Source organism: Paenibacillus sp. S33, from assembly GCF_053615415.1.
Map to the genome: position 1 here is coordinate 616,161 of NZ_JBSIEZ010000001.1, position 20,914 is coordinate 637,074.

The 20,914-nt window shown below is 41.4% G+C and carries 44 protein-coding genes and 1 pseudogene; 40 read left to right on the forward strand and 5 right to left on the reverse strand.

The genetic code is table 11. From position 1 onward, the window contains the following. The first annotated feature begins 59 nt into the window (after nucleotides 1–59). Nucleotides 60–761, forward strand: coding sequence for a histidine phosphatase family protein (locus ACWGXJ_RS02770; protein WP_452567855.1), 702 nt, complete (start codon nucleotides 60–62; stop codon nucleotides 759–761). Nucleotides 762–846: 85 nt separating this feature from the next. Here the strand turns inward: ACWGXJ_RS02770 and ACWGXJ_RS02775 are convergent. Together ACWGXJ_RS02775 and ACWGXJ_RS02780 are read right to left on the reverse strand one after the other, a co-directional pair. Further along, nucleotides 847–1,203 (reverse strand): annotated as a pseudogene (locus ACWGXJ_RS02775) (MscL family protein); the annotation flags it as partial. A 14-nt stretch (nucleotides 1,204–1,217) separates the two neighbouring features. Next, complete coding sequence (locus ACWGXJ_RS02780) at nucleotides 1,218–2,654, reverse strand: recombinase family protein (protein ID WP_452566114.1); 1,437 nt, start codon at nucleotides 2,652–2,654, stop codon at nucleotides 1,218–1,220. Nucleotides 2,655–3,137: 483 nt separating this feature from the next. Here ACWGXJ_RS02780 and ACWGXJ_RS02785 point away from each other — a divergent pair, with 483 nt between their 5' ends. Both ACWGXJ_RS02785 and ACWGXJ_RS02790 read left to right on the forward strand, forming a co-directional pair. After that, entirely contained in the window at nucleotides 3,138–4,232 is a 1,095-nt protein-coding gene (locus ACWGXJ_RS02785; protein WP_452566115.1) for an acyltransferase family protein, read from the forward strand. A 109-nt stretch (nucleotides 4,233–4,341) separates the two neighbouring features. After that, nucleotides 4,342–4,665: a LytTR family transcriptional regulator DNA-binding domain-containing protein gene (locus ACWGXJ_RS02790; protein WP_452566116.1), complete on the forward strand. Its 324-nt coding sequence runs from the start codon at nucleotides 4,342–4,344 to the stop codon at nucleotides 4,663–4,665. 189 nt (nucleotides 4,666–4,854) lie between these two features. Here the strand turns inward: ACWGXJ_RS02790 and ACWGXJ_RS02795 are convergent, their stop codons facing one another. After that, entirely contained in the window at nucleotides 4,855–5,070 is a 216-nt protein-coding gene (locus ACWGXJ_RS02795; RefSeq protein ID WP_452566117.1) for a helix-turn-helix domain-containing protein, read from the reverse strand. A gap of 193 nt (nucleotides 5,071–5,263) precedes the next feature. Further along, the gene (locus ACWGXJ_RS02800; protein ID WP_318626924.1) at nucleotides 5,264–5,632 is read right to left on the reverse strand and encodes a helix-turn-helix domain-containing protein; all 369 of its coding nucleotides are present in this window, start codon (nucleotides 5,630–5,632) and stop codon (nucleotides 5,264–5,266) included. A gap of 161 nt (nucleotides 5,633–5,793) precedes the next feature. Between ACWGXJ_RS02800 and ACWGXJ_RS02805 the strand changes: the two genes are divergently transcribed. The 20 genes from ACWGXJ_RS02805 (at nucleotide 5,794) to ACWGXJ_RS02900 (ending at nucleotide 12,692) form a co-directional block, all read left to right on the forward strand. Then, on the forward strand, nucleotides 5,794–6,027 hold the full coding sequence (locus ACWGXJ_RS02805) for a helix-turn-helix domain-containing protein (protein WP_274483828.1): 234 nt from the start codon (nucleotides 5,794–5,796) through the stop codon (nucleotides 6,025–6,027). A 13-nt stretch (nucleotides 6,028–6,040) separates the two neighbouring features. Further along, nucleotides 6,041–6,748: an ORF6N domain-containing protein gene (locus tag ACWGXJ_RS02810; RefSeq protein ID WP_452566118.1), complete on the forward strand. Its 708-nt coding sequence runs from the start codon at nucleotides 6,041–6,043 to the stop codon at nucleotides 6,746–6,748. Next, on the forward strand, nucleotides 6,748–6,960 hold the full coding sequence (locus ACWGXJ_RS02815) for a hypothetical protein (RefSeq protein WP_076293233.1): 213 nt from the start codon (nucleotides 6,748–6,750) through the stop codon (nucleotides 6,958–6,960). Before ACWGXJ_RS02810 ends, ACWGXJ_RS02815 begins: the two co-directional genes overlap by 1 nt. Nucleotides 6,961–7,068: 108 nt before the next feature. Then, nucleotides 7,069–7,209: a hypothetical protein gene (locus ACWGXJ_RS02820; RefSeq protein WP_157136298.1), complete on the forward strand. Its 141-nt coding sequence runs from the start codon at nucleotides 7,069–7,071 to the stop codon at nucleotides 7,207–7,209. Further along, nucleotides 7,202–7,432, forward strand: a complete 231-nt coding sequence (locus ACWGXJ_RS02825) for a hypothetical protein (protein WP_452566119.1) — start codon at nucleotides 7,202–7,204, stop codon at nucleotides 7,430–7,432. The genes ACWGXJ_RS02820 and ACWGXJ_RS02825 overlap by 8 nt, the downstream gene beginning before the upstream one ends. Then, the gene (locus ACWGXJ_RS02830; protein ID WP_452566120.1) at nucleotides 7,422–7,682 is read left to right on the forward strand and encodes a hypothetical protein; all 261 of its coding nucleotides are present in this window, start codon (nucleotides 7,422–7,424) and stop codon (nucleotides 7,680–7,682) included. Before ACWGXJ_RS02825 ends, ACWGXJ_RS02830 begins: the two co-directional genes overlap by 11 nt. Further along, entirely contained in the window at nucleotides 7,679–7,873 is a 195-nt protein-coding gene (locus tag ACWGXJ_RS02835; protein ID WP_452566121.1) for a hypothetical protein, read from the forward strand. Before ACWGXJ_RS02830 ends, ACWGXJ_RS02835 begins: the two co-directional genes overlap by 4 nt. Before the next feature lie 91 nt (nucleotides 7,874–7,964). Continuing rightward, nucleotides 7,965–8,189 (forward strand): hypothetical protein, encoded by a 225-nt coding sequence (locus ACWGXJ_RS02840; protein WP_235307751.1) that lies wholly within the window; start codon nucleotides 7,965–7,967, stop codon nucleotides 8,187–8,189. After that, complete coding sequence (locus ACWGXJ_RS02845; protein WP_452566122.1) at nucleotides 8,179–8,808, forward strand: ERF family protein; 630 nt, start codon at nucleotides 8,179–8,181, stop codon at nucleotides 8,806–8,808. The genes ACWGXJ_RS02840 and ACWGXJ_RS02845 overlap by 11 nt, the downstream gene beginning before the upstream one ends. A gap of 92 nt (nucleotides 8,809–8,900) precedes the next feature. Further along, nucleotides 8,901–9,320 carry an HNH endonuclease gene (locus ACWGXJ_RS02850; protein ID WP_452566123.1) on the forward strand — a complete coding sequence of 140 codons (420 nt, stop codon included), beginning with the start codon at nucleotides 8,901–8,903 and terminating at the stop codon, nucleotides 9,318–9,320. Continuing rightward, nucleotides 9,320–9,736, forward strand: a complete 417-nt coding sequence (locus ACWGXJ_RS02855; protein ID WP_452567856.1) for a hypothetical protein — start codon at nucleotides 9,320–9,322, stop codon at nucleotides 9,734–9,736. The genes ACWGXJ_RS02850 and ACWGXJ_RS02855 overlap by 1 nt, the downstream gene beginning before the upstream one ends. Before the next feature lie 125 nt (nucleotides 9,737–9,861). Next, entirely contained in the window at nucleotides 9,862–10,068 is a 207-nt protein-coding gene (locus ACWGXJ_RS02860; RefSeq protein WP_452566124.1) for a hypothetical protein, read from the forward strand. A gap of 66 nt (nucleotides 10,069–10,134) precedes the next feature. Then, a complete protein-coding gene (locus tag ACWGXJ_RS02865; protein ID WP_250272453.1) occupies nucleotides 10,135–10,425 on the forward strand; it encodes a hypothetical protein in 291 nt (96 codons plus the stop codon). 2 nt (nucleotides 10,426–10,427) lie between these two features. Further along, a complete protein-coding gene (locus tag ACWGXJ_RS02870; RefSeq protein ID WP_250260620.1) occupies nucleotides 10,428–10,742 on the forward strand; it encodes a hypothetical protein in 315 nt (104 codons plus the stop codon). A 175-nt stretch (nucleotides 10,743–10,917) separates the two neighbouring features. Then, complete coding sequence (locus ACWGXJ_RS02875) at nucleotides 10,918–11,118, forward strand: hypothetical protein (protein WP_068938620.1); 201 nt, start codon at nucleotides 10,918–10,920, stop codon at nucleotides 11,116–11,118. Nucleotides 11,119–11,158: 40 nt separating this feature from the next. Then, entirely contained in the window at nucleotides 11,159–11,551 is a 393-nt protein-coding gene (locus ACWGXJ_RS02880) for a hypothetical protein (protein ID WP_452566125.1), read from the forward strand. Between the two features lie 47 nt (nucleotides 11,552–11,598). Beyond that, on the forward strand, nucleotides 11,599–11,745 hold the full coding sequence (locus ACWGXJ_RS02885; RefSeq protein WP_452566126.1) for a hypothetical protein: 147 nt from the start codon (nucleotides 11,599–11,601) through the stop codon (nucleotides 11,743–11,745). After that, a complete protein-coding gene (locus ACWGXJ_RS02890) occupies nucleotides 11,742–12,080 on the forward strand; it encodes a hypothetical protein (RefSeq protein WP_452566127.1) in 339 nt (112 codons plus the stop codon). The genes ACWGXJ_RS02885 and ACWGXJ_RS02890 overlap by 4 nt, the downstream gene beginning before the upstream one ends. A gap of 215 nt (nucleotides 12,081–12,295) precedes the next feature. Continuing rightward, on the forward strand, nucleotides 12,296–12,535 hold the full coding sequence (locus tag ACWGXJ_RS02895; protein ID WP_452566128.1) for a DUF3310 domain-containing protein: 240 nt from the start codon (nucleotides 12,296–12,298) through the stop codon (nucleotides 12,533–12,535). Beyond that, complete coding sequence (locus ACWGXJ_RS02900; protein ID WP_452566129.1) at nucleotides 12,525–12,692, forward strand: hypothetical protein; 168 nt, start codon at nucleotides 12,525–12,527, stop codon at nucleotides 12,690–12,692. The genes ACWGXJ_RS02895 and ACWGXJ_RS02900 overlap by 11 nt, the downstream gene beginning before the upstream one ends. Here the strand turns inward: ACWGXJ_RS02900 and ACWGXJ_RS02905 are convergent. After that, nucleotides 12,689–12,904, reverse strand: a complete 216-nt coding sequence (locus tag ACWGXJ_RS02905) for a helix-turn-helix domain-containing protein (RefSeq protein WP_452566130.1) — start codon at nucleotides 12,902–12,904, stop codon at nucleotides 12,689–12,691. The genes ACWGXJ_RS02900 and ACWGXJ_RS02905 overlap by 4 nt on opposite strands. A gap of 137 nt (nucleotides 12,905–13,041) precedes the next feature. On the opposite strand from ACWGXJ_RS02905, the gene ACWGXJ_RS02910 reads away from it, so the two are divergent. The 17 genes from ACWGXJ_RS02910 to ACWGXJ_RS02990 all read left to right on the forward strand — a co-directional run bounded on the left by ACWGXJ_RS02910 (nucleotide 13,042) and on the right by ACWGXJ_RS02990 (nucleotide 20,761). After that, complete coding sequence (locus tag ACWGXJ_RS02910) at nucleotides 13,042–13,212, forward strand: helix-turn-helix transcriptional regulator (RefSeq protein ID WP_080658591.1); 171 nt, start codon at nucleotides 13,042–13,044, stop codon at nucleotides 13,210–13,212. A gap of 2 nt (nucleotides 13,213–13,214) precedes the next feature. Further along, complete coding sequence (locus tag ACWGXJ_RS02915) at nucleotides 13,215–14,114, forward strand: hypothetical protein (RefSeq protein WP_452566131.1); 900 nt, start codon at nucleotides 13,215–13,217, stop codon at nucleotides 14,112–14,114. A 280-nt stretch (nucleotides 14,115–14,394) separates the two neighbouring features. Next, nucleotides 14,395–14,907, forward strand: a complete 513-nt coding sequence (locus tag ACWGXJ_RS02920) for an ATP-binding protein (RefSeq protein WP_452567857.1) — start codon at nucleotides 14,395–14,397, stop codon at nucleotides 14,905–14,907. A gap of 27 nt (nucleotides 14,908–14,934) precedes the next feature. Next, complete coding sequence (locus ACWGXJ_RS02925; RefSeq protein WP_449291585.1) at nucleotides 14,935–15,255, forward strand: hypothetical protein; 321 nt, start codon at nucleotides 14,935–14,937, stop codon at nucleotides 15,253–15,255. Further along, a complete protein-coding gene (locus ACWGXJ_RS02930; protein ID WP_449291586.1) occupies nucleotides 15,252–15,473 on the forward strand; it encodes a hypothetical protein in 222 nt (73 codons plus the stop codon). Before ACWGXJ_RS02925 ends, ACWGXJ_RS02930 begins: the two co-directional genes overlap by 4 nt. Before the next feature lie 3 nt (nucleotides 15,474–15,476). Next, nucleotides 15,477–15,641: a hypothetical protein gene (locus ACWGXJ_RS02935; RefSeq protein WP_330707744.1), complete on the forward strand. Its 165-nt coding sequence runs from the start codon at nucleotides 15,477–15,479 to the stop codon at nucleotides 15,639–15,641. Between the two features lie 94 nt (nucleotides 15,642–15,735). Beyond that, nucleotides 15,736–16,182 carry a hypothetical protein gene (locus ACWGXJ_RS02940; protein ID WP_452566132.1) on the forward strand — a complete coding sequence of 149 codons (447 nt, stop codon included), beginning with the start codon at nucleotides 15,736–15,738 and terminating at the stop codon, nucleotides 16,180–16,182. A gap of 55 nt (nucleotides 16,183–16,237) precedes the next feature. After that, complete coding sequence (locus ACWGXJ_RS02945; protein ID WP_452566133.1) at nucleotides 16,238–16,456, forward strand: hypothetical protein; 219 nt, start codon at nucleotides 16,238–16,240, stop codon at nucleotides 16,454–16,456. Nucleotides 16,457–16,459: 3 nt separating this feature from the next. Continuing rightward, nucleotides 16,460–16,771 (forward strand): hypothetical protein, encoded by a 312-nt coding sequence (locus ACWGXJ_RS02950; RefSeq protein ID WP_452566134.1) that lies wholly within the window; start codon nucleotides 16,460–16,462, stop codon nucleotides 16,769–16,771. Then, nucleotides 16,764–17,048, forward strand: coding sequence for a hypothetical protein (locus tag ACWGXJ_RS02955; RefSeq protein ID WP_452566135.1), 285 nt, complete (start codon nucleotides 16,764–16,766; stop codon nucleotides 17,046–17,048). Before ACWGXJ_RS02950 ends, ACWGXJ_RS02955 begins: the two co-directional genes overlap by 8 nt. Before the next feature lie 103 nt (nucleotides 17,049–17,151). Continuing rightward, a complete protein-coding gene (locus ACWGXJ_RS02960; protein WP_452566136.1) occupies nucleotides 17,152–17,448 on the forward strand; it encodes a hypothetical protein in 297 nt (98 codons plus the stop codon). Continuing rightward, the gene (locus tag ACWGXJ_RS02965) at nucleotides 17,445–17,807 is read left to right on the forward strand and encodes a DUF1064 domain-containing protein (protein WP_452566137.1); all 363 of its coding nucleotides are present in this window, start codon (nucleotides 17,445–17,447) and stop codon (nucleotides 17,805–17,807) included. The genes ACWGXJ_RS02960 and ACWGXJ_RS02965 overlap by 4 nt, the downstream gene beginning before the upstream one ends. Before the next feature lie 384 nt (nucleotides 17,808–18,191). Then, the gene (locus tag ACWGXJ_RS02970; RefSeq protein ID WP_452566138.1) at nucleotides 18,192–19,184 is read left to right on the forward strand and encodes a hypothetical protein; all 993 of its coding nucleotides are present in this window, start codon (nucleotides 18,192–18,194) and stop codon (nucleotides 19,182–19,184) included. 39 nt (nucleotides 19,185–19,223) lie between these two features. After that, a complete protein-coding gene (locus ACWGXJ_RS02975) occupies nucleotides 19,224–19,463 on the forward strand; it encodes a hypothetical protein (RefSeq protein WP_452566139.1) in 240 nt (79 codons plus the stop codon). Beyond that, nucleotides 19,463–19,894 (forward strand): sigma factor-like helix-turn-helix DNA-binding protein, encoded by a 432-nt coding sequence (locus tag ACWGXJ_RS02980; RefSeq protein WP_452566140.1) that lies wholly within the window; start codon nucleotides 19,463–19,465, stop codon nucleotides 19,892–19,894. Before ACWGXJ_RS02975 ends, ACWGXJ_RS02980 begins: the two co-directional genes overlap by 1 nt. A 394-nt stretch (nucleotides 19,895–20,288) precedes the next feature. Continuing rightward, on the forward strand, nucleotides 20,289–20,546 hold the full coding sequence (locus ACWGXJ_RS02985) for a hypothetical protein (RefSeq protein WP_452566141.1): 258 nt from the start codon (nucleotides 20,289–20,291) through the stop codon (nucleotides 20,544–20,546). After that, nucleotides 20,543–20,761 carry a hypothetical protein gene (locus ACWGXJ_RS02990; protein WP_452566142.1) on the forward strand — a complete coding sequence of 73 codons (219 nt, stop codon included), beginning with the start codon at nucleotides 20,543–20,545 and terminating at the stop codon, nucleotides 20,759–20,761. The genes ACWGXJ_RS02985 and ACWGXJ_RS02990 overlap by 4 nt, the downstream gene beginning before the upstream one ends. Nucleotides 20,762–20,914: the final 153 nt, after the last annotated feature.

The window sequence follows — 20,914 nt, forward strand, 5'->3', positions numbered from 1 at the left end:
TAATCGATGGAATGAGATAAAGCGATCCTGTCGCCATTCATAGGAACGGAGAACCAATGATGAGATTGTATATTATCCGACACGCAGACCCCGATTACCCCAACAACACCATCACGCCGGAGGGGCATTTGGAAGCCCAGGCATTGGCCAAACGGCTTTCCAGTCACGGACTGGATCGAATTTATGCCTCTCCTTTGGGGCGGGCTTTGGATACGATGCGCTACACTGCCGAGTCTTTGAGTATGACTCATGAAGTGGAACACTGGACGCAGGAGCTGGCCCTAAAGCTGGAGGAAACCCCATACGGCCGTCTTTCCCATTGGGATTTGCCTGGTGAAGTGATCCGTTCCGAGTTGCCCCTGCCGACTCATGACTCTTGGCAGGAGATTTCCTATTATCAGGGAACGAAGAGTCCCGAAGCCTTCGAACAGCTGAAGCTTCATTCTGATGAATTCCTGCAACGGCAAGGCTTTGAGCGGGTGGAGGGCAGGTACCGTATTCTGAAGCACACCGAAGATCAGGTGGCCGTATTTTGTCATGGCGGCTTCGGGCTGACCTGGCTTGCTCATCTGTTGGAGCTGCCATTGGCCTTGGTCTGGTCCGGTTTTTGGATGCCGCCTAGCTCTGTAACCACGATCTTGTTTGATGAGCGCTCCCAGGAATGGGCAGTTCCCCGTTGCATCGGCTTCGGTGATGTTTCCCATCTGTACGCAGAGGGCTTGCCCGTCAGACCCCGTGGCATTATCACCAATTTCAACTAATCAGATCTCCTACACCATACCAAAACGGCTTAAGACAGTATACCGTCTTAAGCCGTTTGTTGTAGTCATATAGGTGTGGGTTGAGTCAGCGTGCTTCGACGTACCCTTCCAGCTTGGAAGTGCAATGTGCGCAACGGGTTGCGGCTACAGGAATTTCGGACAGGCAATGTGGACATTCCTTAATCGTTTTTTCCTGAGGAGGTTTTTCTTCCTCTTTGCGTTTCAGCATGTTAATTCCCTTGACCAGCATGAACACACAGAAGGCCACGATCAGGAAGTCCAGCAGGACGTTAATGAACTGCCCATAGGCGAGGACCGCAATCCCTGTTTCTTTGGCCTGTGCCAAAGTCATGCGTGTACCGTCAGCATTTACAGGATCGGCATTTTGTAAAGCTACATACAAGTCTGGAAAATTCATGCCGCCCAGAAGTTTACCAGACGGTACATAGGTACAAACTATGCGAATGCTATCCCTTTAATTCCCCATTCTTTACCTTCTTTTAAAATCGAAATATCTTGAAACAGCTCTTGTATTAATTGCTTTTGCGTTGACCGTTCCATGTACCACCAATTCTCTTGAATATCTTGCATTATGCTTATTACTTCTGCTGGGTCGAGTGTTGATACTACAGCACCGGGTAGACCGCTTAGTTTTTCCTCAAGTTCTACAACACGCTGCATTTCGTCTTTCATGCGCTTGCTAAAGTCTTGGTAAGGCATATACCCATCGCCATATGCCATTTGCCAACGTTCTCTTCTTTCTTCGCTTGCTTTTATTGCTCTTCTAATTTGATCTTCTTCGGAGTTAATAGATTCTTTCACATCATCTTTCCAAAATAAATTATGGTTATCCATATCAAGAGACTTGAATAACATTTTCACAAGTTTGGTCTCTGATATAGATGATTGGTCACATGTATGATATCTCTCTTTATTTGAACAAACGTAGTTATATGTTATCGTTCCTCCACTGACTGAATATTTACCTTTGTAGCGACCGCCGCATTTGCCGCAACGCAAGACACCACCAAATGCGTAATTGTAGGAATTTCGTGATCTAAATCCGCCTCTACGTCGTTGTATCCAACGTTGTACCTTATCGAATGTTTCTTGATCAATGATTCCTATATGAGTTCCTTTTCTTATTATCCGATCTTTCTCATCATCTTTTTTGCTTTTCCAAGTTATATTCCCAACGTAGTGTTGGTTTTCTAAGACGTCCATAACTTTTGTTTGGCTCCATCTACCACCGCGCGTTCGGCGAATGTTCATATTGTTAAGTTCTTTTGCTATTGTTGGAGTTCCCTTGCCATTTAAATACTGTTCGAATATCCATATTACCCATTTAGCCTCTTCCTCATTGATAATAAGTTCACCCTCAGGAGTGCGAGTGTATCCAAACATATTTACAAATACATTTGGTATCCCTTTTTTAGCCCGGGCACGCATTCCTTTAGTGACTTCCTCAGATAGATTTTCCCGGTACCATTGAGCAAATATGCCCAACATAAAGACAAACATCCGTCCCATGGCGGTATCTGTATCTATCTTTTCGGATATAGATACAAATTTAATATTGTGTTTTTCGAACATCTGTAACATTTCGTATAAATCCTTAATATCCCGGGTGAGTCTATCTAATTTATGGACTACTAGTGCGTCTATATTTTTGTCATTAATCTCTTGGATTAGCCGCTTCATGTCTGGTCGGTTCAGGTTTTTGCCTGAGTATCCGGGGTCCTCAAAATAACCGGACAATATCCACTTTTCATTTTCGATATATTTAAGATTGTATTCCCTTTGAGCGTCGAGCGAGTGGCCTTCATTAGCTTGTTCCTCGGTGCTGACGCGTCCATAACCAGCAGCACGTATCATTTTTAACGTAGATTCCATGTTGTGCACCACCTGTTTAGTGTTTGTTTGTATTGTAGGTGACTATTAGCAAAATAAAAAGCCCTCTTAATAGAGGACTGATGTGGTATAATCTGGATTGTACAACACACCTTGAGTGGACGCACCCTCCGAAAGGAGGTGATGCGATGCACATTTCGTTCGGTGAAGTGCTTACTTTCGGGATCTTCCTGATTGCTTTGCTTACTTACATTGATAAACGAAAGTGACCCGCTCAAAGGTTGCCACCAGTGCGGGTCACTCATTCTGACTAAGCATTACTCAGGAGGGTTTCCCCACTCAAGTTGTTTGTACTAGGGACGGTTGGTGCACCGTCCTTATTTCTATTCTTATGTTATCACATCATGTTTATTCATGGCAATTGAATTACTTGTCTTTATTACTATCTAAACAAATAAATAGCCTCTAGAATAAGTTGCGTGGTATAATCTGGATAACATACGTGCAAATTGAGGGGCGTCTTTTTTGAAAAAAGAAAAGGAATCTTATTGGAATATATTAAAAGGGCTTGCTATTATTGCAGTCGTAGTTGGACATGCTAATTCTCCAGTAGTTGGGTACGTGTATATGTACCATTTAGCACTATTTTTCTTTATTTCGGGTCACTGGTACAATGACAAACACTCATCATCTCCCACCGTCTTTATTGGTAAGAGGATTAAAACTCTGTATTTACCTTACATTTTGTATAATCTCTTATTCCTCACTCTTCACAACATATTTTTCGAAATCGGTTTTTTTACAGATGTAAACACAAATATCCAAGGTATATATCCCACTAGATTATACGATCAAGAAACAGTGGTTCCGATTATTAACGATATCATATCTTTAAAAACGCTTGATCAGTTGGGCGCGGCGACTTGGTTTTATATTGCATTACTGATAGTGTCGATCCTTTTCTGTATCACGCGTTATGTATCTCTTCGGTGGTTTAAGAAAAATTCTACTATTGCCACTGTGATAATTGCACTATCACTTTATTATCTTGGGTTTGTTCTGAATAACGAACAGATTAAACTAGCTTTCTTTTTAGATATTTCGCTTATTGTTACAATTATTTTTTTGGTAGGATTTTTGATTCGTTTTTACAATGTGAAAATAAATTATAATTGGTGGATTTCATTGATTTGTTTATCCATTTTATATTTTTCGCTTCAAAAGTTCGGTCATGTAGAAATGAGCCAAAGGCAATTTTTAAACCCAATCATGTTCCTTATCTGTTCTTTCTCTGGCATATACATAAACATGTTTATTGGGAAATTGATTGTAAGAACAAGGATTCTCGCTAAGATTATTTCATATTTAGGTGAACATAGCGCATCCATAATGGTATTTCACCTTCTGGTTTTCAAAATAATTAATGTGATTTATGTAAGAACTCACTCGCTGCCGATGTATTATGTAGCTAAATTTCCACTAGTTTCCGGCGAGAATGGCTGGTGGGTTATTTATTCCTTTTTTGGGGTTGTATCACCTGTAGTTGTTATCTATTTGTTTAATTTTATATACACAAAGATAAAAAAAGCTTCTATTGCCAAACCAGTTTTAGATCAATAGGCGTCCTTAAAAGGACGTCTTTTTTATTGGAATCATTTACCCATGACCTAGTAGTCAGATATGCATTATGATGTATTGTGAAAAATACCATACATCAGGAGTTGGCATCATGATAGGAGTTAAATTGCTTGATAGAGCGGGAGATGATACGGATTTTGTTGAGTTCAGTCTAGACGATGTAAATTATATTGATCTATGGCAGCCTACTAAATTCTCAGCTAAGATACCATGCCACCACACATTTCACGGTTCATATTTATCGTTGCACACACTAAAAGACATATCGCAAGCTTATTATTCTTTTGGATTTAGGAGTTACGATCAGTCCACAGTGGTTAATGAGAATAAGATAGAAGATGTCATACCAATTAAAAATGGCACTAAGATAATTTTTACAGACGGTAGTTATGTAGTGATCAGAAAGAAGATTTAGTATTTGTCAAGCCCCTCAAACCCTGTTCGTCGACTGTTTCACGGCGAATTTCGACAACATATGACAATTATTATCTGATATAGTGTTAATAAAGGTGAGCAGGGAATGGCTGCGATTGCAGTTAATTTTTTTATAAAGTAAGTAACAGAAAATTGTTACTTTTCCCCGAGAGTAGCTGATGCTACTCTGCTATCGCAATTCCCACACAAAAAGATCGTCGATCTTACAATTAAGATGATAAGCTAATAAAGCAGCTCTTTTTATCGAAATATTATCCATTCTCAGGTGTACAATATTCGATATACGTTGTTTGGGCAGCCCAGTCTTATCAGCTAACCATTGTTGATTTTTGTTGATCCTTTTGAGTAACTCGGGAATACGACAGCGGACGGGTATTAACTCCATCTCACTGCCACCTTGTTCTCTTTTTTTAACCAAAAACAGAACATACGTTCTTCATTTGTTGCTGATATGTGGTATTATGTTAAAAACGGCTGAAATAGACACAAAGGAGCTGCTAACATGGATGAACAGTTGTTGATGTCGGCAAGTGTAATAATTTCTAGGACTTGTATTAACGAAACAAACAAATCACTAATTAATCATTTTTCTGAGTTGATTGCTTCATCTTTGCAAGATTGTTTATCAAATCACGAACTGCCGACTCTACAACAGGATCATCCCTCAGGCTAACTCCGTAATGTGCCTCAGCTTCCTTAATGACTTTTGATATGACTTCCTCTGGGAGCGTGTACTCGCTCTCTTTTTCGTCTCTACCATAAATCCAGTTAATAGATACTTCATAAAGGTCAGCAAGTTTCTTTAATGTTTCGGAATCGGGATCTCTATAATTTCTTTCATATCCTGATATAGCTCCGTTAGTGACATCAAGTTTTTTAGCTACGTCTTGCTGAGTAAAACCTTTCTTTTCTCGGGCCTTCTTTAATCTAGATCCCAAACTATCCACAGAACTCAAAACCTCCTTCCTAATATACAAATATAACAATATTAAGCGAACCGCATAACAGATTAAGCGAAACGCTTTAAAAACTTCTTGACTAAGCGAAATGCTTAGTATATATTTAGATCACAAGGTAAGCGAAACGCTTAGTCAAGGAGGTGAAAAACATGAATTATGTAGTTAAAAACATGGAAGCCATTCGAACAAACAAAAGGATGACAAAAACACATGTAGCAAAGCATTGCGGTAAAACAATTACTTGGTATAAAGATATCGCAAAGGGCCGACGTGGTGTTTACCTTGATGATGTACTATTAATTGCTGAAGCTTTGGAAGAGGAACCGATGGTTCTTTTTAACCCAAAACTAAGCGAAACGTTTAATTTTAAAAAACCAGCCTGAAAGGGAGAAGAAAATGAACCAATTAAAAGTAATTGAACAAAACAATCAACGCGTACTGACAAGCGCTCAACTCGCTGAGTCTTATGGAACGGACGCTAAGTCAATTAGTCACAATTTTTCAAGAAACAAAAAACGGTATACAGAAGGCAAACATTATTTTGTTCTCGCTGGAAAAGAACTTCGTGACTTTAAAACTGATCATCAAATTGGCGACCAGTCAAAACACTCTCCTCTTATGTACCTCTGGACCGTTAAGGGTGCACTACTTCATGCAAAATCACTTGGAACGGACAAGGCTTGGGAGGCATACGAAAGTTTAGTAGACGATTACTTCAATAAAGTAGAACGTCTTAAAAGTCTTCATGTACCAACAACAGTTCCAACAACAATTGAAGGCATTCTTGAACTAGCGGTGCTCAATATGAAAGACCTTAGAACTGAATTAAATGAAGTTAAGCAAGATAATCATCGTTTGCAACTTGTAGTAGACAATGAAATCTGGCTGACCGAGAACCAAAAAGCAGATGTTCAAGAAGCAGTAAACGCACGTGTTGGTTTCCTGATGAAGAAAGGATATGACGCACATTTCCAAAGCATCTACCGCGCATTGAAATCTCACTTCAATGTAGCTAAATACGATAAGATCAAACGTTCCGACTTTGAACTAGCATTAGACCTGATCCGCGGCTGGTATCCCAAAAAGAAAGAGGAAGCCAACTGATGCTATATATCAAAACGGAAATTGACGGAAAGATTCGCGAAATTGAAATTTTCGGCGATGAAATCTTCACTAGATGTTTTAAATGCGGAAAAGAGTTCCAGGTAGATGATGAAATTCAAAGAGAAATTTTGAAAGATGAAGGTTCATTCTGTGGTATCAGCCTAAGTTGTGGATGCAATACAGAAAAACCAACCTTAATCAGAATTAAATAACAACATCTTGACGCATATGTAAGAACAACCACAACCCATTGTACATCTTGTATGTTAACCATGAAAGTGAATTTTTCCCACAACATTTAAAGAAGCGGAGGAAAGAGTATGAGCACCATGTTTCTACACAATCTGCCGGATAAGGAAAAGCCGAAATTATCACTAAATAAGCTATCATCTGCGCTCATGAAACAAATAGCTTTAGATGTTAAAAAGAACAAGTTGAAGGGAGAGAAGAAAAGTGGCTAAACATCCAAAGGAGATTGAAAACCGCGTACTGACAACAGTTATTACGTTCAAACGTCCAGATACTGAACCTACTGTCAGCGTAGGCAAGTGTGGGTGTGGAGCTGATCCAGATTACAAAGTATACGGGCAACCTCACTGTAAGTCATGCATGTTAGAAGCAATCGACAATAAAACGTTTGTGATGGTGAAGCGTTGGGATGGAGGTTTTGACGATGCCAGCTAAAGGATTGAGAAGCAGTGTGGACGTTATGACGGAATACCATGTGTTAACTGAATGCGGCCGCAACCTTGCTGAATACGATTTTGATATCGAAAGCCTGCGGCGACGGCTGGAAGAGCGTAATTACAAGCCAGAATTAATAGAAACAATAGAGGAATACGAAGCTAATTTGGCTGCATATGCCAAGCGCGCAGTTGAATTGGACAAGATGTTTCATCCAGAAGACAGCAGGGAGGACAAACGCACAGCATGAGGTTTCGCAACGTAGACGATATTTTGAAGCATTACGGTTGGGGAGGTGAGGTCAAACTTGTGGAGGTGAAAAAGGATGAATCTGACGGATCGCAGGGTGTTTCTAGAACTAGCAAAGATCGCAAAACAACGCGGGACATTAAGCAAAACGTTGCTGAGGGTGTACCTGAAAAACATGGCGATAGCTTATAAAAAAGAAAAAGCTGCCGAAGCAACGGCAGCCTAGTTGGAGCACTTAGGAAAACAATTAATGAAATTATAACAGCAGAATGGAGGATTGGCAATGGTTACTAGATATCGTTATGTACCACAACATAAGAATGGACACTTCATCAACATTTATTCTGAACCCACAGAGGATTTTATGAAGGCGGCACATTTTTCCCGTGAAGATGATCTGAATATATGGATATTAGGTCGCTATGGTCCCGATGATCCGCAAAACTTCCATGTAGTCCCGGTAAAAGTCACCTATGAGTTGGAAGTAGGAGAAAGCCATGTGCAATAAGAGCGAATCAATCAAAAATATTGCAATGGCATTGGTCAAATTCAACGGGGAAATTGAGAAGATCCAAAAGGATAGCCTAAATACGCATTTCAAAAAAAACTATGCCAGCTTAGACAACATCATAGATGAAGTAAGACCAATCTTACAAAAGCATGGTTTATCCATTATGCAGTTCCCAGGTGGTGACGGGGAGAGATTCAGCATGACGACAATGTTGCTCCATGAGTCTGGGGAATGGATCGAATCGCAGCCCATTGTAATGAAGCCTGTAAAGAACGATCCACAAGGTATAGGCAGTTGTACAACCTACGCACGTAGATACAGCCTTAGCGCCTTCCTATCACTTAATACAGGTGAAGATGATGATGGAGAAAACGCGAGTCACTCAACTGAATCATCATCTAACAACGTACAACCAACACAAAGTCACGGGTATTCTGGCGGGTTTGCAAGTGAAGGACAAACCAAAATGTTGTATGCAAAGCATAAGGCTACAGGGTGGCCCAACTACAAAGAAATTAATAGTTTTCTGAATTATGAGATAACCAAATTTGCAGAAGTACGGGCGGCTGACGTAACCAAGCTTGCTCAGTATCTAGATAAAAATAAGGCGGCGTGAACATGAACAAATATGATCGTGATAAAGACCCATTTTACGACAACGGTGGCCCCTTACCCGATCCAATAGACGGACCATTTTAGGAGGTAGCTATGGCACTCGCGAAAAGAAAGAAACCTATACCAGAGTGGCGCCAGAGTATTCTGGCCCACCATAACCGCCGGGAGAAGCCTAAAAAGAAGCGTGCTCCTGTTGATCCAGAATCTATGAGCAAAGAGAAAGTACGTGCTGCTGTATCAGAACGAGATGCCACCGTAGGCGCTCATAATTGCTGTCTGTTGAGTGGTAGACCGGGACCAGGATTACACTTACATCGCATCATTTACGGCTCACAGGGAGGCAAATACGAGGTAGATAACTGTGTGTTGCTCTCATATGACATGCATGCGTTGGTACACAGCAATAAGCGATTATGGCAACCCATATTACTAGACCATATCAAAGCGATGAAATATGCACCTGATATGTCTCCAATATATCAAGCAACGCTAGAGAGGAATGATACACGGTGATGACCAAAACGAAAAAGCCAAGTATACAGGCCTTAGCTAACAAAATCATCAAGATAGCTAAAGAAAAAGGATTTGTGGTCCAACGATATGATGCCTATTCCACCAGTAGTATCTATCTCAAGCTTGATTATGGAGTTGCGAACAGTATCCGTATTGGTGACCATGCCGGAAAAAAACACCTTTCATATAGATTTAATCTGCTCACAAACATAGAAAAAAGCTATGTCGAGCATGGAGAGTACAAGAAAAACTATTACTGTGTCGATGATTTGGAAAAGTTGATAGATGACATTATGAGCAACAAAAATGATCAGATCGAAAAGTATGGTGTTCAAAAATACCAGCAGCTTATGAAGAAGAATCAAGTGGAAAATGAAAATAAACGTGGGTTTTGGAGCAAAGCAAAAACAGTATAGCCCCATAGGGGATAAGAAGGAGGCATAGCCCTCCATAAGGGGGAGAGACAGCCCCATGTCTAAGGTGAAATCCGAAATAGTTACGAATAAGGGGTCATCCCCTATACCAAAGGAGAGATATACAAATGGATTACTATTCACCGACCATAAAACGTCTACAAGAATGGCATGAAAAAGCGAATGAAGAAGAAATACAAGCTGATTTTAGCAATGAAGTTGGGGCAGAGTTTTTTATTTACATCTCAAATTGTGGACGGGATTCTAAGACCGTAACGCTACATGGATTTATAAAGCATTTAGAAAAGACAGCAGCTAGCTTCGGTTTGAAATAGCTATGGAGAGGCATAACAGCCTCTTACCCTATACCCCTATATACCTTATAAGGAGAGGAACCTTGAATGATTCCAAAGATCAACCAGCAGAAACAAACGTATAAGGGAATTGAACTGGTGTGCATCCAGCGAAATTATTTAGACAGGAAAGCCAAACGCTACACGCTTGGGGGCACCAATCAGAACGTATGGATACCAAATAAACATCTTGAAGCTGACGGTACTATCAAAGCCGGTGAAGATATTGATTATGTATTCCGCAAGGCGTTTAGAAGCCTTGAAATTGCAGGTTATACAGATCCAATCGTTGGGATAAAAAGAAGATCAACTTCTACCCCCTATAAGGAGAGTGAATAGATATGTTGCCTAGACAAGAAACGCCGGGAAGATTCGTGATACAGGACATAAAGGCTGGAGCTTATCTCAGACACGATGGGACAGGCTTGGATCATCCATATGACGATGTTGAATCTGTAGAAGAGGCGACAGTATGGCGGACACTTGAACACGTTTCCTACGTCCTCTGGTGGTATGTAGACATGAATGGATCATACCGGATTATCAATTTAGATACAGGAGACAGATTTGTTAAAAACAAAGCACGGGGCATACCGTATGTGATGCCGGAGCCATATAACCCGGAGCTGCTACAAGGAGAGAATAAGTTGGGATAATACACCTCAAACGCCGCATAGAGCGGTTTTACACGGATGAAGATGGACAACTGGTATTTGCACTCTATGAAGATATAGATGGATACGTGCATTACAGATACTGCACGTTTGATACGGATATTTACGCGATGTTATCTCAAGCATTTGAAAAAGAGTTTGAGGAGGAAGAACAGCCATGAGCCCCAGCGCAGTTAAGGAAGGTCAGACATACCACAACGGTAAAGGTGAAAAAAGAACGGTAATCTTGATTGGCAATCGTGTTGGTAAAGACGGTGAGCTGTATTACAAGAAAGAACACGTTCGCGGCTGGTACCTTATGACCCTAGTAGGCTTTGCAAGGTGGGCAAAAGGTGAAGTATCAGCATTAGGGGAGTAACCACCAATACAATACGCTCAGGCGTGGAAGGATGATAGATATGTCGGTAAAGGACATGACAGACCAGCACCTTAACGAAGAATTAGCTAAGTGGCTTGGGTACACCATGGTATTCGTTGGTGGCGAACCTAAGTATGCAAGAGTCATATCGCCGGAGGGCAAGTTAGTCGGTAAGACTAACACCGATACAACAAAAGCATGGGCTGGAGCCATCCCAAACTATTGCAACGATCCTGCCGCCTCTCTGGAGGTACAGGCAGCAGCAATAGAGTTGGATCGAGTAGCCTATGTAAATAACTTGTATGAGGCATGTTACGAATTTAAACGAGTTAAAGATTCTGTGTGGGATGAAATTAATATAGCATTTTTGCTTAACGCCAGCCCACGCCAAAGGGCAGAAGCTGCCTATTTAACATTATCCAGTCAGGATTAAACCAATACAGGGTGTAGGTCCTACACCCACTAAGGGAGGATATATAGATGACACAGGTAATCAGCGTGCTAGAATCGTTTATTCACGATCTGGAAGAAGAGGAAACAGAAATGAGTGAGTTTGGAAATGTATTTGGACCGAATGAGCTTAAAGAGCTTTTGGAACTGGCAAAGCGTGGGGAGAAACAACAATGACAGATAAACCACGCTTAATAGATGCAGATAAGCTGCTTAAGTGGATTGAGGAATCTCCAGAAGCAGAAGGTTTTTGGGGAGAAGGAGAAATGACCGTCCAAGCGACCGAATCATTCGACAATTTAGATGATGCCATTGCACTAGGGAAGTTTGATCCAGACCCACCACAGCAGCCATATATACAAATAGGAGACTGGGTACGACATAAAAGTATAGACCGTGGTGTGGGTAGAGTGATGGGGTTTTTTGAAGGGTTAATTAATGTTCAATTCCCTAATGTATACGCATCTTGTTTTGAAGAAAATCTACAGAAGGTAAGAGGTAAAGAGGCATGACCATAGCTGATTGGATGATGGCTCACCCTTGGATGGCATTTTGGATGTGGATTTTCTTCTGTGTATGTACAACCTATTGGGGGAAAAGTCGATGATAAGAGCCTATACCTATATATTATGCGCATTACTGTTATATGTGGGTGTAGTCAGTATAGATAGGTATATGTTGATTGAGCAGATAGAACCGAACACTTTGAGCATAGGGAGAGTTGCCCATGAGTGACGCTATACGACCGTCTCACTACGATGTAGGAGTTGAGGGAGAAGTAGAGTGCCTTGCTGCTATAAAGACCGCTACAAAGGGACTGAGTGGCTTAGAAGCTTATACCACAGGTGCATGTATTAAATACTTGTGGCGATGGAAGCGAAAGAATGGAGTAGAGGACCTGCGAAAGACGGTTGAATACATTGAACGTCTCATACAAGACTTGGAGGACAACGAGAGTGGCAGCTAACAACGATTACACACTACTGCAAATTGACCTCGCCCACGCGATTGAGAAGCGGGACGAGGCTGAAAAATACAACAATTACGGAGACGTCATGCACTACGAATGGCAGATAGACCGCATTAAGCAAAAGATGGATCGGTTAGAGCAGAGAGGGGCTTAGTCCTCGTCTGGTACGTACTCCAGTAGATCTGCAACTGTGCAATTAAAGTAGGCACAAAGCTTATTGAGAGTCACATAATCAATTCCCTTATTCTTGTCATCATAAATGTTGGTAAGGGTACGACGGTCTAAATCAGTCTCCCTTGCCAATTCTGATATGTTTCTAATTTTCTTTTCAGACATCAGAATATTCAACTTATTTTGAATCATCATAACACCAACTTTTTAGATAATAACTAATTCTTATCATAGTCATATTGAGTGATAAGTAAACTATTACGCCTAAAATGTACATTATGATGTACAAATTGTACGTATCATAGTAAAATAGAGACAAAGAGGTGATAACAATGTTAGTAGACGTAAAAGAACTGCAAAAAAGGTATATGATCAGCCGACCAACCGTCTACGAACTGGTCAAAGAGGGTATGCCTCACATTCGTATTTCGGAACGGATACTACGCTTTGATCCAGACGAGGTCAGACGTTGGTTTGAAGAACGTCAGAGCAAGGCGGTGTAACCATGGCAGGATCGTTTCAAACCAGCCGGGACATGTTTGCAAATCCGATATGGAAAAACATTGTTGAGTTTCGTCTATTCTTCCTTATATATGGTAAAGCCGTGTTCTCCGATGAAGGTGTAAGGCTGGCGGACGACCTGATTTTGAAGCGCGGTGAATGGTGCAGATCAACAAGGAAATTACAAGAGGATTTGCAGTACATCGAAAATCGACAAGTTAAAACATACTCTACTTCTGTGATAAACCGTTGCATTAAGAAGTTAGAGAAGTCGCAAAGGATATGCACGAGAATACATGAACTTGGAACAGTGTTCACTGTAGTTAATTACGAGCAATACCAAGGGTTTGGAGGATTCAAAAAAGGTAACTTGGAACACAACTTGGAACAGTCGGGGAACAGTGTTGGAACAGTCGGGGAACAGTCGGGGAACAATAATAAGAATGTAAAGAATGATATGAATGTAAAGAATGAAATAAAAGATATATATGAATTTTGGAATTCTCTCGAAATTATCAAACATCGGGAACTGACTCAGAAAATGAAATCTAGTATAAATGCCAGACTAGAGAACATGACCATTGATGAAATGAGAGAGGCTATTGGTAATTACAACACTATTATTACAAGCGAACTTTATTGGTATACGTACAAATTCACTTTGGACAAGTTTATGAATCCCAAAAACATAGATCAGTTTCTAACTGAGAATAAACCATTTGAAACATTCAGAAAGCAAAAAGGAGGCGGTAACGGTGGAAAGAGTGGGCGATATGATGCAAGACATGCAGAAGCGAGTAGAAAAGATGCGAGCAAAAATGAAGAACTCTTCATCGGAAAATTTGGGCACAACACAATTGAAAACCCGGAAGAGTTCGACAGAATGCTCAGAAACTTCGAATAAGGATGGATGCCCTAAGTGCGATTACACCGGGACCATCAATACATTCCGCTGGGTGGAGGATGATAGCTATACAGATAAGCATGGAAAGCCCATACCCAGAGAGATTGCCACCGTAGAGCTCTGTAGCTGCTTCTATGAGCGTCAATTTAACAACTACAACCCAACGGATGGTTTCTCTCCTAAAGAGCGCACATACCTCTTTATGACCGCGACAATGGATGATTATAACCGGACACAGTTTTCTAAAGCTATCGAGTTTGTCAGAAATATAGAGGTCCACATGCAGGCTGGAACATGGCTATACATCTTTGGTGACGATGAACGGGCATCAGAGGTCCAGAAGAAAGCTGGTTATGAAGTATCTGCTTTTGGAACTGGGAAAACGTACATGATGCAATGCATTGCTAATGCGCTGGCCCATCGCAAGATACCGGGCCTGTATGTAACCGAAGAAAAGTTGTTCAGTGATATCAAATCAACTTACAACCGTTCTAGTGATGAATCAGAGGAAGAAGTACTTCAACGGTATTATCGTGTGCCAATCCTGATGATAGACGACATATTCACTGCGCCTTACAAGGACTGGGCAGAGGGAAAGCTTTTCAGCATATTGGACGAACGCCAGAAACATAGCAAGGTAACCATTATGACCAGCAACTACGCAACAGGTCGTATCCGGCAAAGGTTGCCTATTAACGGGCCGAAGATAGCCAGTCGCATAACCGGACAAGCTGAGTTGATTGAAATGATTGGTCCAGATCGTAGACCACAAAGAAAAATAGAGTCTGCTTAGACTCCAATAAGAAGGGAAGAAGATAGGATGCGAAATGTAATTTTTGATGTAAGCAAGGAAAGTGTAGGAATTTTGATAGATCAAATCAAAGGGCAAAATGAGGATAGTTTGATTGTACTGGCCCCACTATCTAACGGCGTCACTGTCCATGCACCAAATAAAAAAGGGAAATACAAGGGGTACCATCGGCTGGAACTGCAAGTGATGATACCGGAAGATGCCATTCAGGGTGAGGGTGCTTTAACAGATTTCGGCGCATTCGTGATGCTCAGACTACCAAGAAAAAGGGTGCAAGATCATCTTAAACACCCGTCGTACGTAACCCAAGGAGAGGGGATAGAGGAATGACAGAAGTTGAAATGAAACTTGAAGAATATATAAACCGACAAATCGAGGATGGATACATTGCTGAGAATGGATACCCTTTAAAATGCCATCATTGTGATTCCAAAAAAATAAATATTGAAGATTTCTACGATGAACATATCGTGGTTGAAAAGGAAGCTACTTGCAGAGATTGCGGCGGTCGTGTGGGTTATTGGTCATATGGAACGTGGGAGGCCTAAACCATGGATAAAGAAACTGCTTTGGGGTATGCCGTAATCGCCATAAGAAGGGCACATTTTGGAATAAATCAGGAGGAAAAGGTGGTAAAAGAATTGATACGAGCATTCGAAATCACATTACCAGAAGATGCGAAACGCGTGTATCGGGAGGGGTATACAGAGGATTAAACGGCCGCAGGCCATCGAAGCGACCGAATCACCTAGCGAAGCGGCAGCCGAATAAAATCACAGCCCCTAAAGGGCAAGGAGAGATAATCGACCTATGAAAAATCTTGAACAGGCAAAGTACCAATTATCGCATCTACTCGGCAGAGCGCAATTCCTCGCCGCGATGGTGAATCTGAATACAAAAGGATTCGCTAATGTAGAGTTCGGACCACATTATCTAAACATAACATGTGAGTTTGCTCCTACGGAGCGTGACTATGATTCCAGGGAAAATGAAGTAACAAGTCAATATATAAAAATTGATGAGTATATCAGGACAGGAAGTTACTCATCTATCTCTGAAAAGAAAAGAGAGTGGGTAGAAAATACAGGCAATTGGGATGATCCTATGACGTGCATCACAAGAACTACAAGACAGCTTAGGGAATACAATGCTGTCCTTGAAAGCTTTCTGACAGATAAGGGATTCGACTTATATAAACATCCAAGTGTTCGGCCTTACGAAGAGACGATCAAGTACACAGTCTATAGCTTAAGATAGCTACCGCAAACGCGGCTAATAACAGCCCCTAAAGGCAAGGAGAGGAATAAGGGATATGGAATTAAATCAAGAGTTACAAGAGAAGACGTTGGACTCGTGTGCGGAATACTTTGAAGCCTATGCCAAAACGTATGGAAAAGCAGGGTTTGTATATCTAAAAAATGATGAAACAGGACAATTAATGATTTACACGCGCGGAGAATACACAGTCAAACTACTGCGTTTCCTAAAAACACTCGATCCTAACATGGAAGAAATAAAAGTGGAGGTCTAAACCATGGATAAGAAGAGATATGACAATAAGCATTGGAAATACATTGATAAACATATGCATGGTGTGAAACTTATTTCCCGCAAAACCAAAAAGGCTTTAAAAAAGCATATGGATGAAATTATAGAGGAATATGAGCAAACAGAGGACTTTAGACTTTCTGGATTGCCTGACTGCCCTTATTGTGACGGCGGTACATGTAGGGACCATGAATTTGATAGTGGATATACTTGCCCTGATTGCGAAGGTACAGGAAAAACAGGCTGGATATATAAAGACGGGAAACGGGTTCCGGGAAAGCAGGTGCACCATGGATAAGAAGATACAAGAGATACGTACAGCACTGGAAGCAGCCGATATACACGCACCGGGACGATGGGTCGATCCTGAAAAAGGTAGGCTATTGAACTACATTGAGTTTTTGCTTCAACTGACAGATGAGAAAGACAAGGCAATCGAGGAAGAACGTACTGAAACCCAAAGGATGTTCAGAATGCTCAAAACGGAAAGCGGACTTGCCCGAAGCGCACATAAGAAAATTGAATCTCTAGAAAAGAAAATAGAGTCCTTGCTAAAAGGAGAGGATACCCCATGAATCCAATAGACGACTATGACCTAATGGACAAAGACTGGGATGAATTCATACGTAAAGGATTAGCAGAGTTAGAGTGGGAGAAAGCACAGGAGGATGAGGCAGCATGATGAAAAAGCATTATCGTACAGGTGGATCTATCCGGGAGCAGGCACAGCCAGTAAAAACAAGTAAGTTGCCCATGTGCGCTGATGACCTCATAGAAAGCCTGTATAAGCCATTACATCCAAGGGATACCCAATATATCTTGAAACAGGATGAGCAAGGCGTAGCACGGTCCAAGATTGCCAAGGAGCTGGGAATATCAAAAGACAGAGTAGTCCATGAGATTATTCGACTCCAAGAGATGACGACAAGAGAAAGAAATAAATACCGCAAGTATGAAGAGGATGAATCCGCATGAGAGCTAACAAATATGGAGCCCAGCAGACAGTATTAAACGGAATAACCTTTGATAGCAAGATGGAATCTATGTATTACACGCAGCTCAATCTTATGGAACGAGCTGGCTTGATATCGGATTTGGAACTACAACCGGAGTTTGAATTGATACCAGCATTTAAAAAGCTTGGTAGGACGATCAGAGCAACGAAGTATCGAGCAGACTTTAAGTACAAGGAGCACGGTAAAACCATAGTGGTAGATGTGAAAGGGGTGAAGACCAAGGACTTTAACATAAAGCGAAAACTATTTGACTCCAAGTACCCGGACATTGAACTCAAGTTGATTACTTACAAAAATGGAGGGTGGGAAGAGATATGATAGCATGTTGGATCAACCACAAAGACGGATATACCCTTATGGACGATTCAGGGACTCGTATAGGCGTGATAAAGGTAATGGATAACCGAATACTAGGAAGGAAGTTAAAAGGTCTCTATGAGCCTGCTACGTGGTTTAAAATGGATGGTCATAGATTCATAGGCAAACCACCGGATAAAAAAATAGGAGCCTAACATGGACTTAATAGCAGCGTTATTGATCTATGCAATCGTAATGGTCGCCATTCGTAAATATTTGAGATAGTCAAGTCACAACCACATACGAAATGTTGTGTAATAGTGCGAAAAATGTACTATAAAGGCACTACATGTGGTATAATCATAGTATAGAGATGAAAATAATCGGATAACGAGGTGTGTATAGGTGGACAAACAACAACAGCTAGAAAATTTGCGGTATGAATTACGGACGGAACAGCAAAAACTTGCAGCAGCGGACCAACATAAGGTGGCAGTGCTTACTCAACAAATAGCAGATATGGAACAGGAGATTGAGCAGGAGGCGCGACTTGCTGAATATAGTCAGCGAGAGGAAGAAGCGCATGCTGAAATTGCTTATATACTGGACGGGCTTGAAGTAGATGGTATGAAAATGCGTCAGCTTTGCAGTAACGAAGGAGCTTACCAGGTTCTAAGAATTGCAGTGCAAGAAATGATGTCTGATCGTGATACAAAGTATCTTGAGGAACTGAAACGTACACAAGAAGAAGCGGCAGCCGTTAAGAAAGAACGCGATGACCTTCAAAAGCAATATGATGACCTTTATGAGCAAACAGACAGTCTTAAAAAGGATTTGCAAGCGGCTCAAGAGGAGATTGCAGACCTTGGACAGAAACGGGATGCAGCTGCTCAAGAAATTACACGACTTAACAGTCACATTGACGACTTAAGAGCTGAGGCTGCTGTAGGTGCATCTGCTGCGATTAAGGTAATCAACAGTAATACATCTGGTGCACTCGCTGAAGCTGTTAAAGCTTATAAAGATGCCTTGCCAGCTATTTACGATGTGGAGCAAGTAGACAATAAGGGATCAAAGTTTAAAGCTAAGTTGGCAGAAACAGCCGAAGAAATTACTTTTGGTTGGTTAGACAAAGGTAAGTATCGGGAGGTAACGGCCCAAGAGGCCGAGCAGTTTCGAAGAGCAGCCGAAGAACAAAAACGTGCTAATGAGGATCTGGCACAATCTGGCGGTGTGGAAGAGGCAGACGTTGTAGAACTGCCTACGCAGTTTCAAACGCAAGAGGATGCAAACGGACTGGCTCAAGGGGACGCTGGTCAGCAAGTGGCAGGAAAGACAATTGAGGAAAGAGTCTCGGCGTTAGAAGCAATGGTATTCGGTAAAGGAGAGGTGGCCTAACGGCTGCCTTTTCCTCACATGCTTGAGCGAGATAAAAGCGTGATACAGCATTATCGGCTTAATCATCCTGGGATAGATCATCCATACGCAGTGATGATTGATTTAAAAGATGATGAGGCGACAGGTTCACTGCTGGTCTACTTCGATTTTGATAGACGAGGTTGGAGTATCGGACGTTGGACTAAGCCATCATTCCATTTGATAGAGGAATACAAGTTACATGAAGGGTACAGAGAGGTTGCTTTTGTCCCATTAGTAGAGCTAAAGGAGGGATATTGATGGACAAGAATAAAGTGATCGAGTTGCTAACTGATTATAATTCTTATGAGTTTGCAGCAAAAAACGCACAACATAAAAGTGGAGGCATTCCCATGCCAGCTACTATTTTAGACTTGAACGTAGAAGGACGAAAGCCAAAAATACTTGGCATAAATTCATGGGATGATCGGCGCTACAATCGGATTGTCACTTTAACAAAAAAGGCATTGGATGAAGTGCTAAGTGATGATCAACGGTCAGTCATTATGAAAAAGTATCTTGATCGAAATACAATGTCACTAAACCAGATCGCCAATTACATGGGCAGAGATCGGGGAACGATATCCAAATGGCACACACAGGCACTTAATAAGTTAACCAAAGCTCTCGCTCCTTTGGACGTGGAATTCATGGAAATCGAAAACGTTGATTTCATGTTCAAACCAGCATAATTTCCCCATATTTTCCGCACACAACCCGCAACTAGCCTGATAAAATAATAGTATAGGAAATATGCGATGGGCAACGGTAGCTAAATGCGCAGTCGCTGTCCACGCTGTTTCTTCAAGATAGCCACATGCATAAGGGGCTTATCGGATTAGCCATCGGAAAAGATGCATGAAAGGGTGCATGCGAACAACCGATATACATGCAGCTGAGGCGAATCAAAAATGATATCTGTACAGAGAGGGTAACGGGTAACCGTTGCTCTTTTTGTTTTACACCAAAATTTATTTCTAAACCCTATTGACGTATGTGCGACAAAGAGGTATATTTATATCAACAAGTCGCACATACGACACCAACAAGCCAGATAGACTGGATGAGGATAAGGGAGAAGATAAAATGAATAAAATCAATTCACAAGAACGCATTGAAGATCTAGAGTATATCAAAGAACGCTTAGAAAGAACTACAGAGTTTCTGTGGAGATACTCGCTTATAAAACAAGACGAGGGAGACCATAACGAAGCAAAAGAAGCTTGGGAACTGAATGGGCTCTCAAATCTTGTTCTACAGGAAATAAGTGACGATCTAGCCTTACGATTATATGATTTATGGATGAAGGAGTTAAAAAATCGTGAGGAGATAAAATCGAAATGAGAACATGGACACGTGAAGGTTACGAAGTTGTAGAGACTGCATTCGACCACGATCTTCATCAGTTTGAAGTGATACAAGACGGAGAAACGATTTTCACCATCACGCCTCCAGACTTGGAAAGCCAAACTCAGATTATCGCTGACTTGGATGCAGGCGAAGACGTGAACGGTTGGGAAGACGGAATGGGGAATACGATCTACGTCGAAAAAAAGTAACGCCGCTGGACTGCGTGACAACAGTTAAAGGATACGCTGAAAGAACAGGCAAGAACATACGAACAGTCCAGCGTATGTGTGAAGACGGACGGCTCAAGGCTAAAAATGAATATGGCGTATGGTTAATCGAATATAAACCGGGAGAGTAGCGAC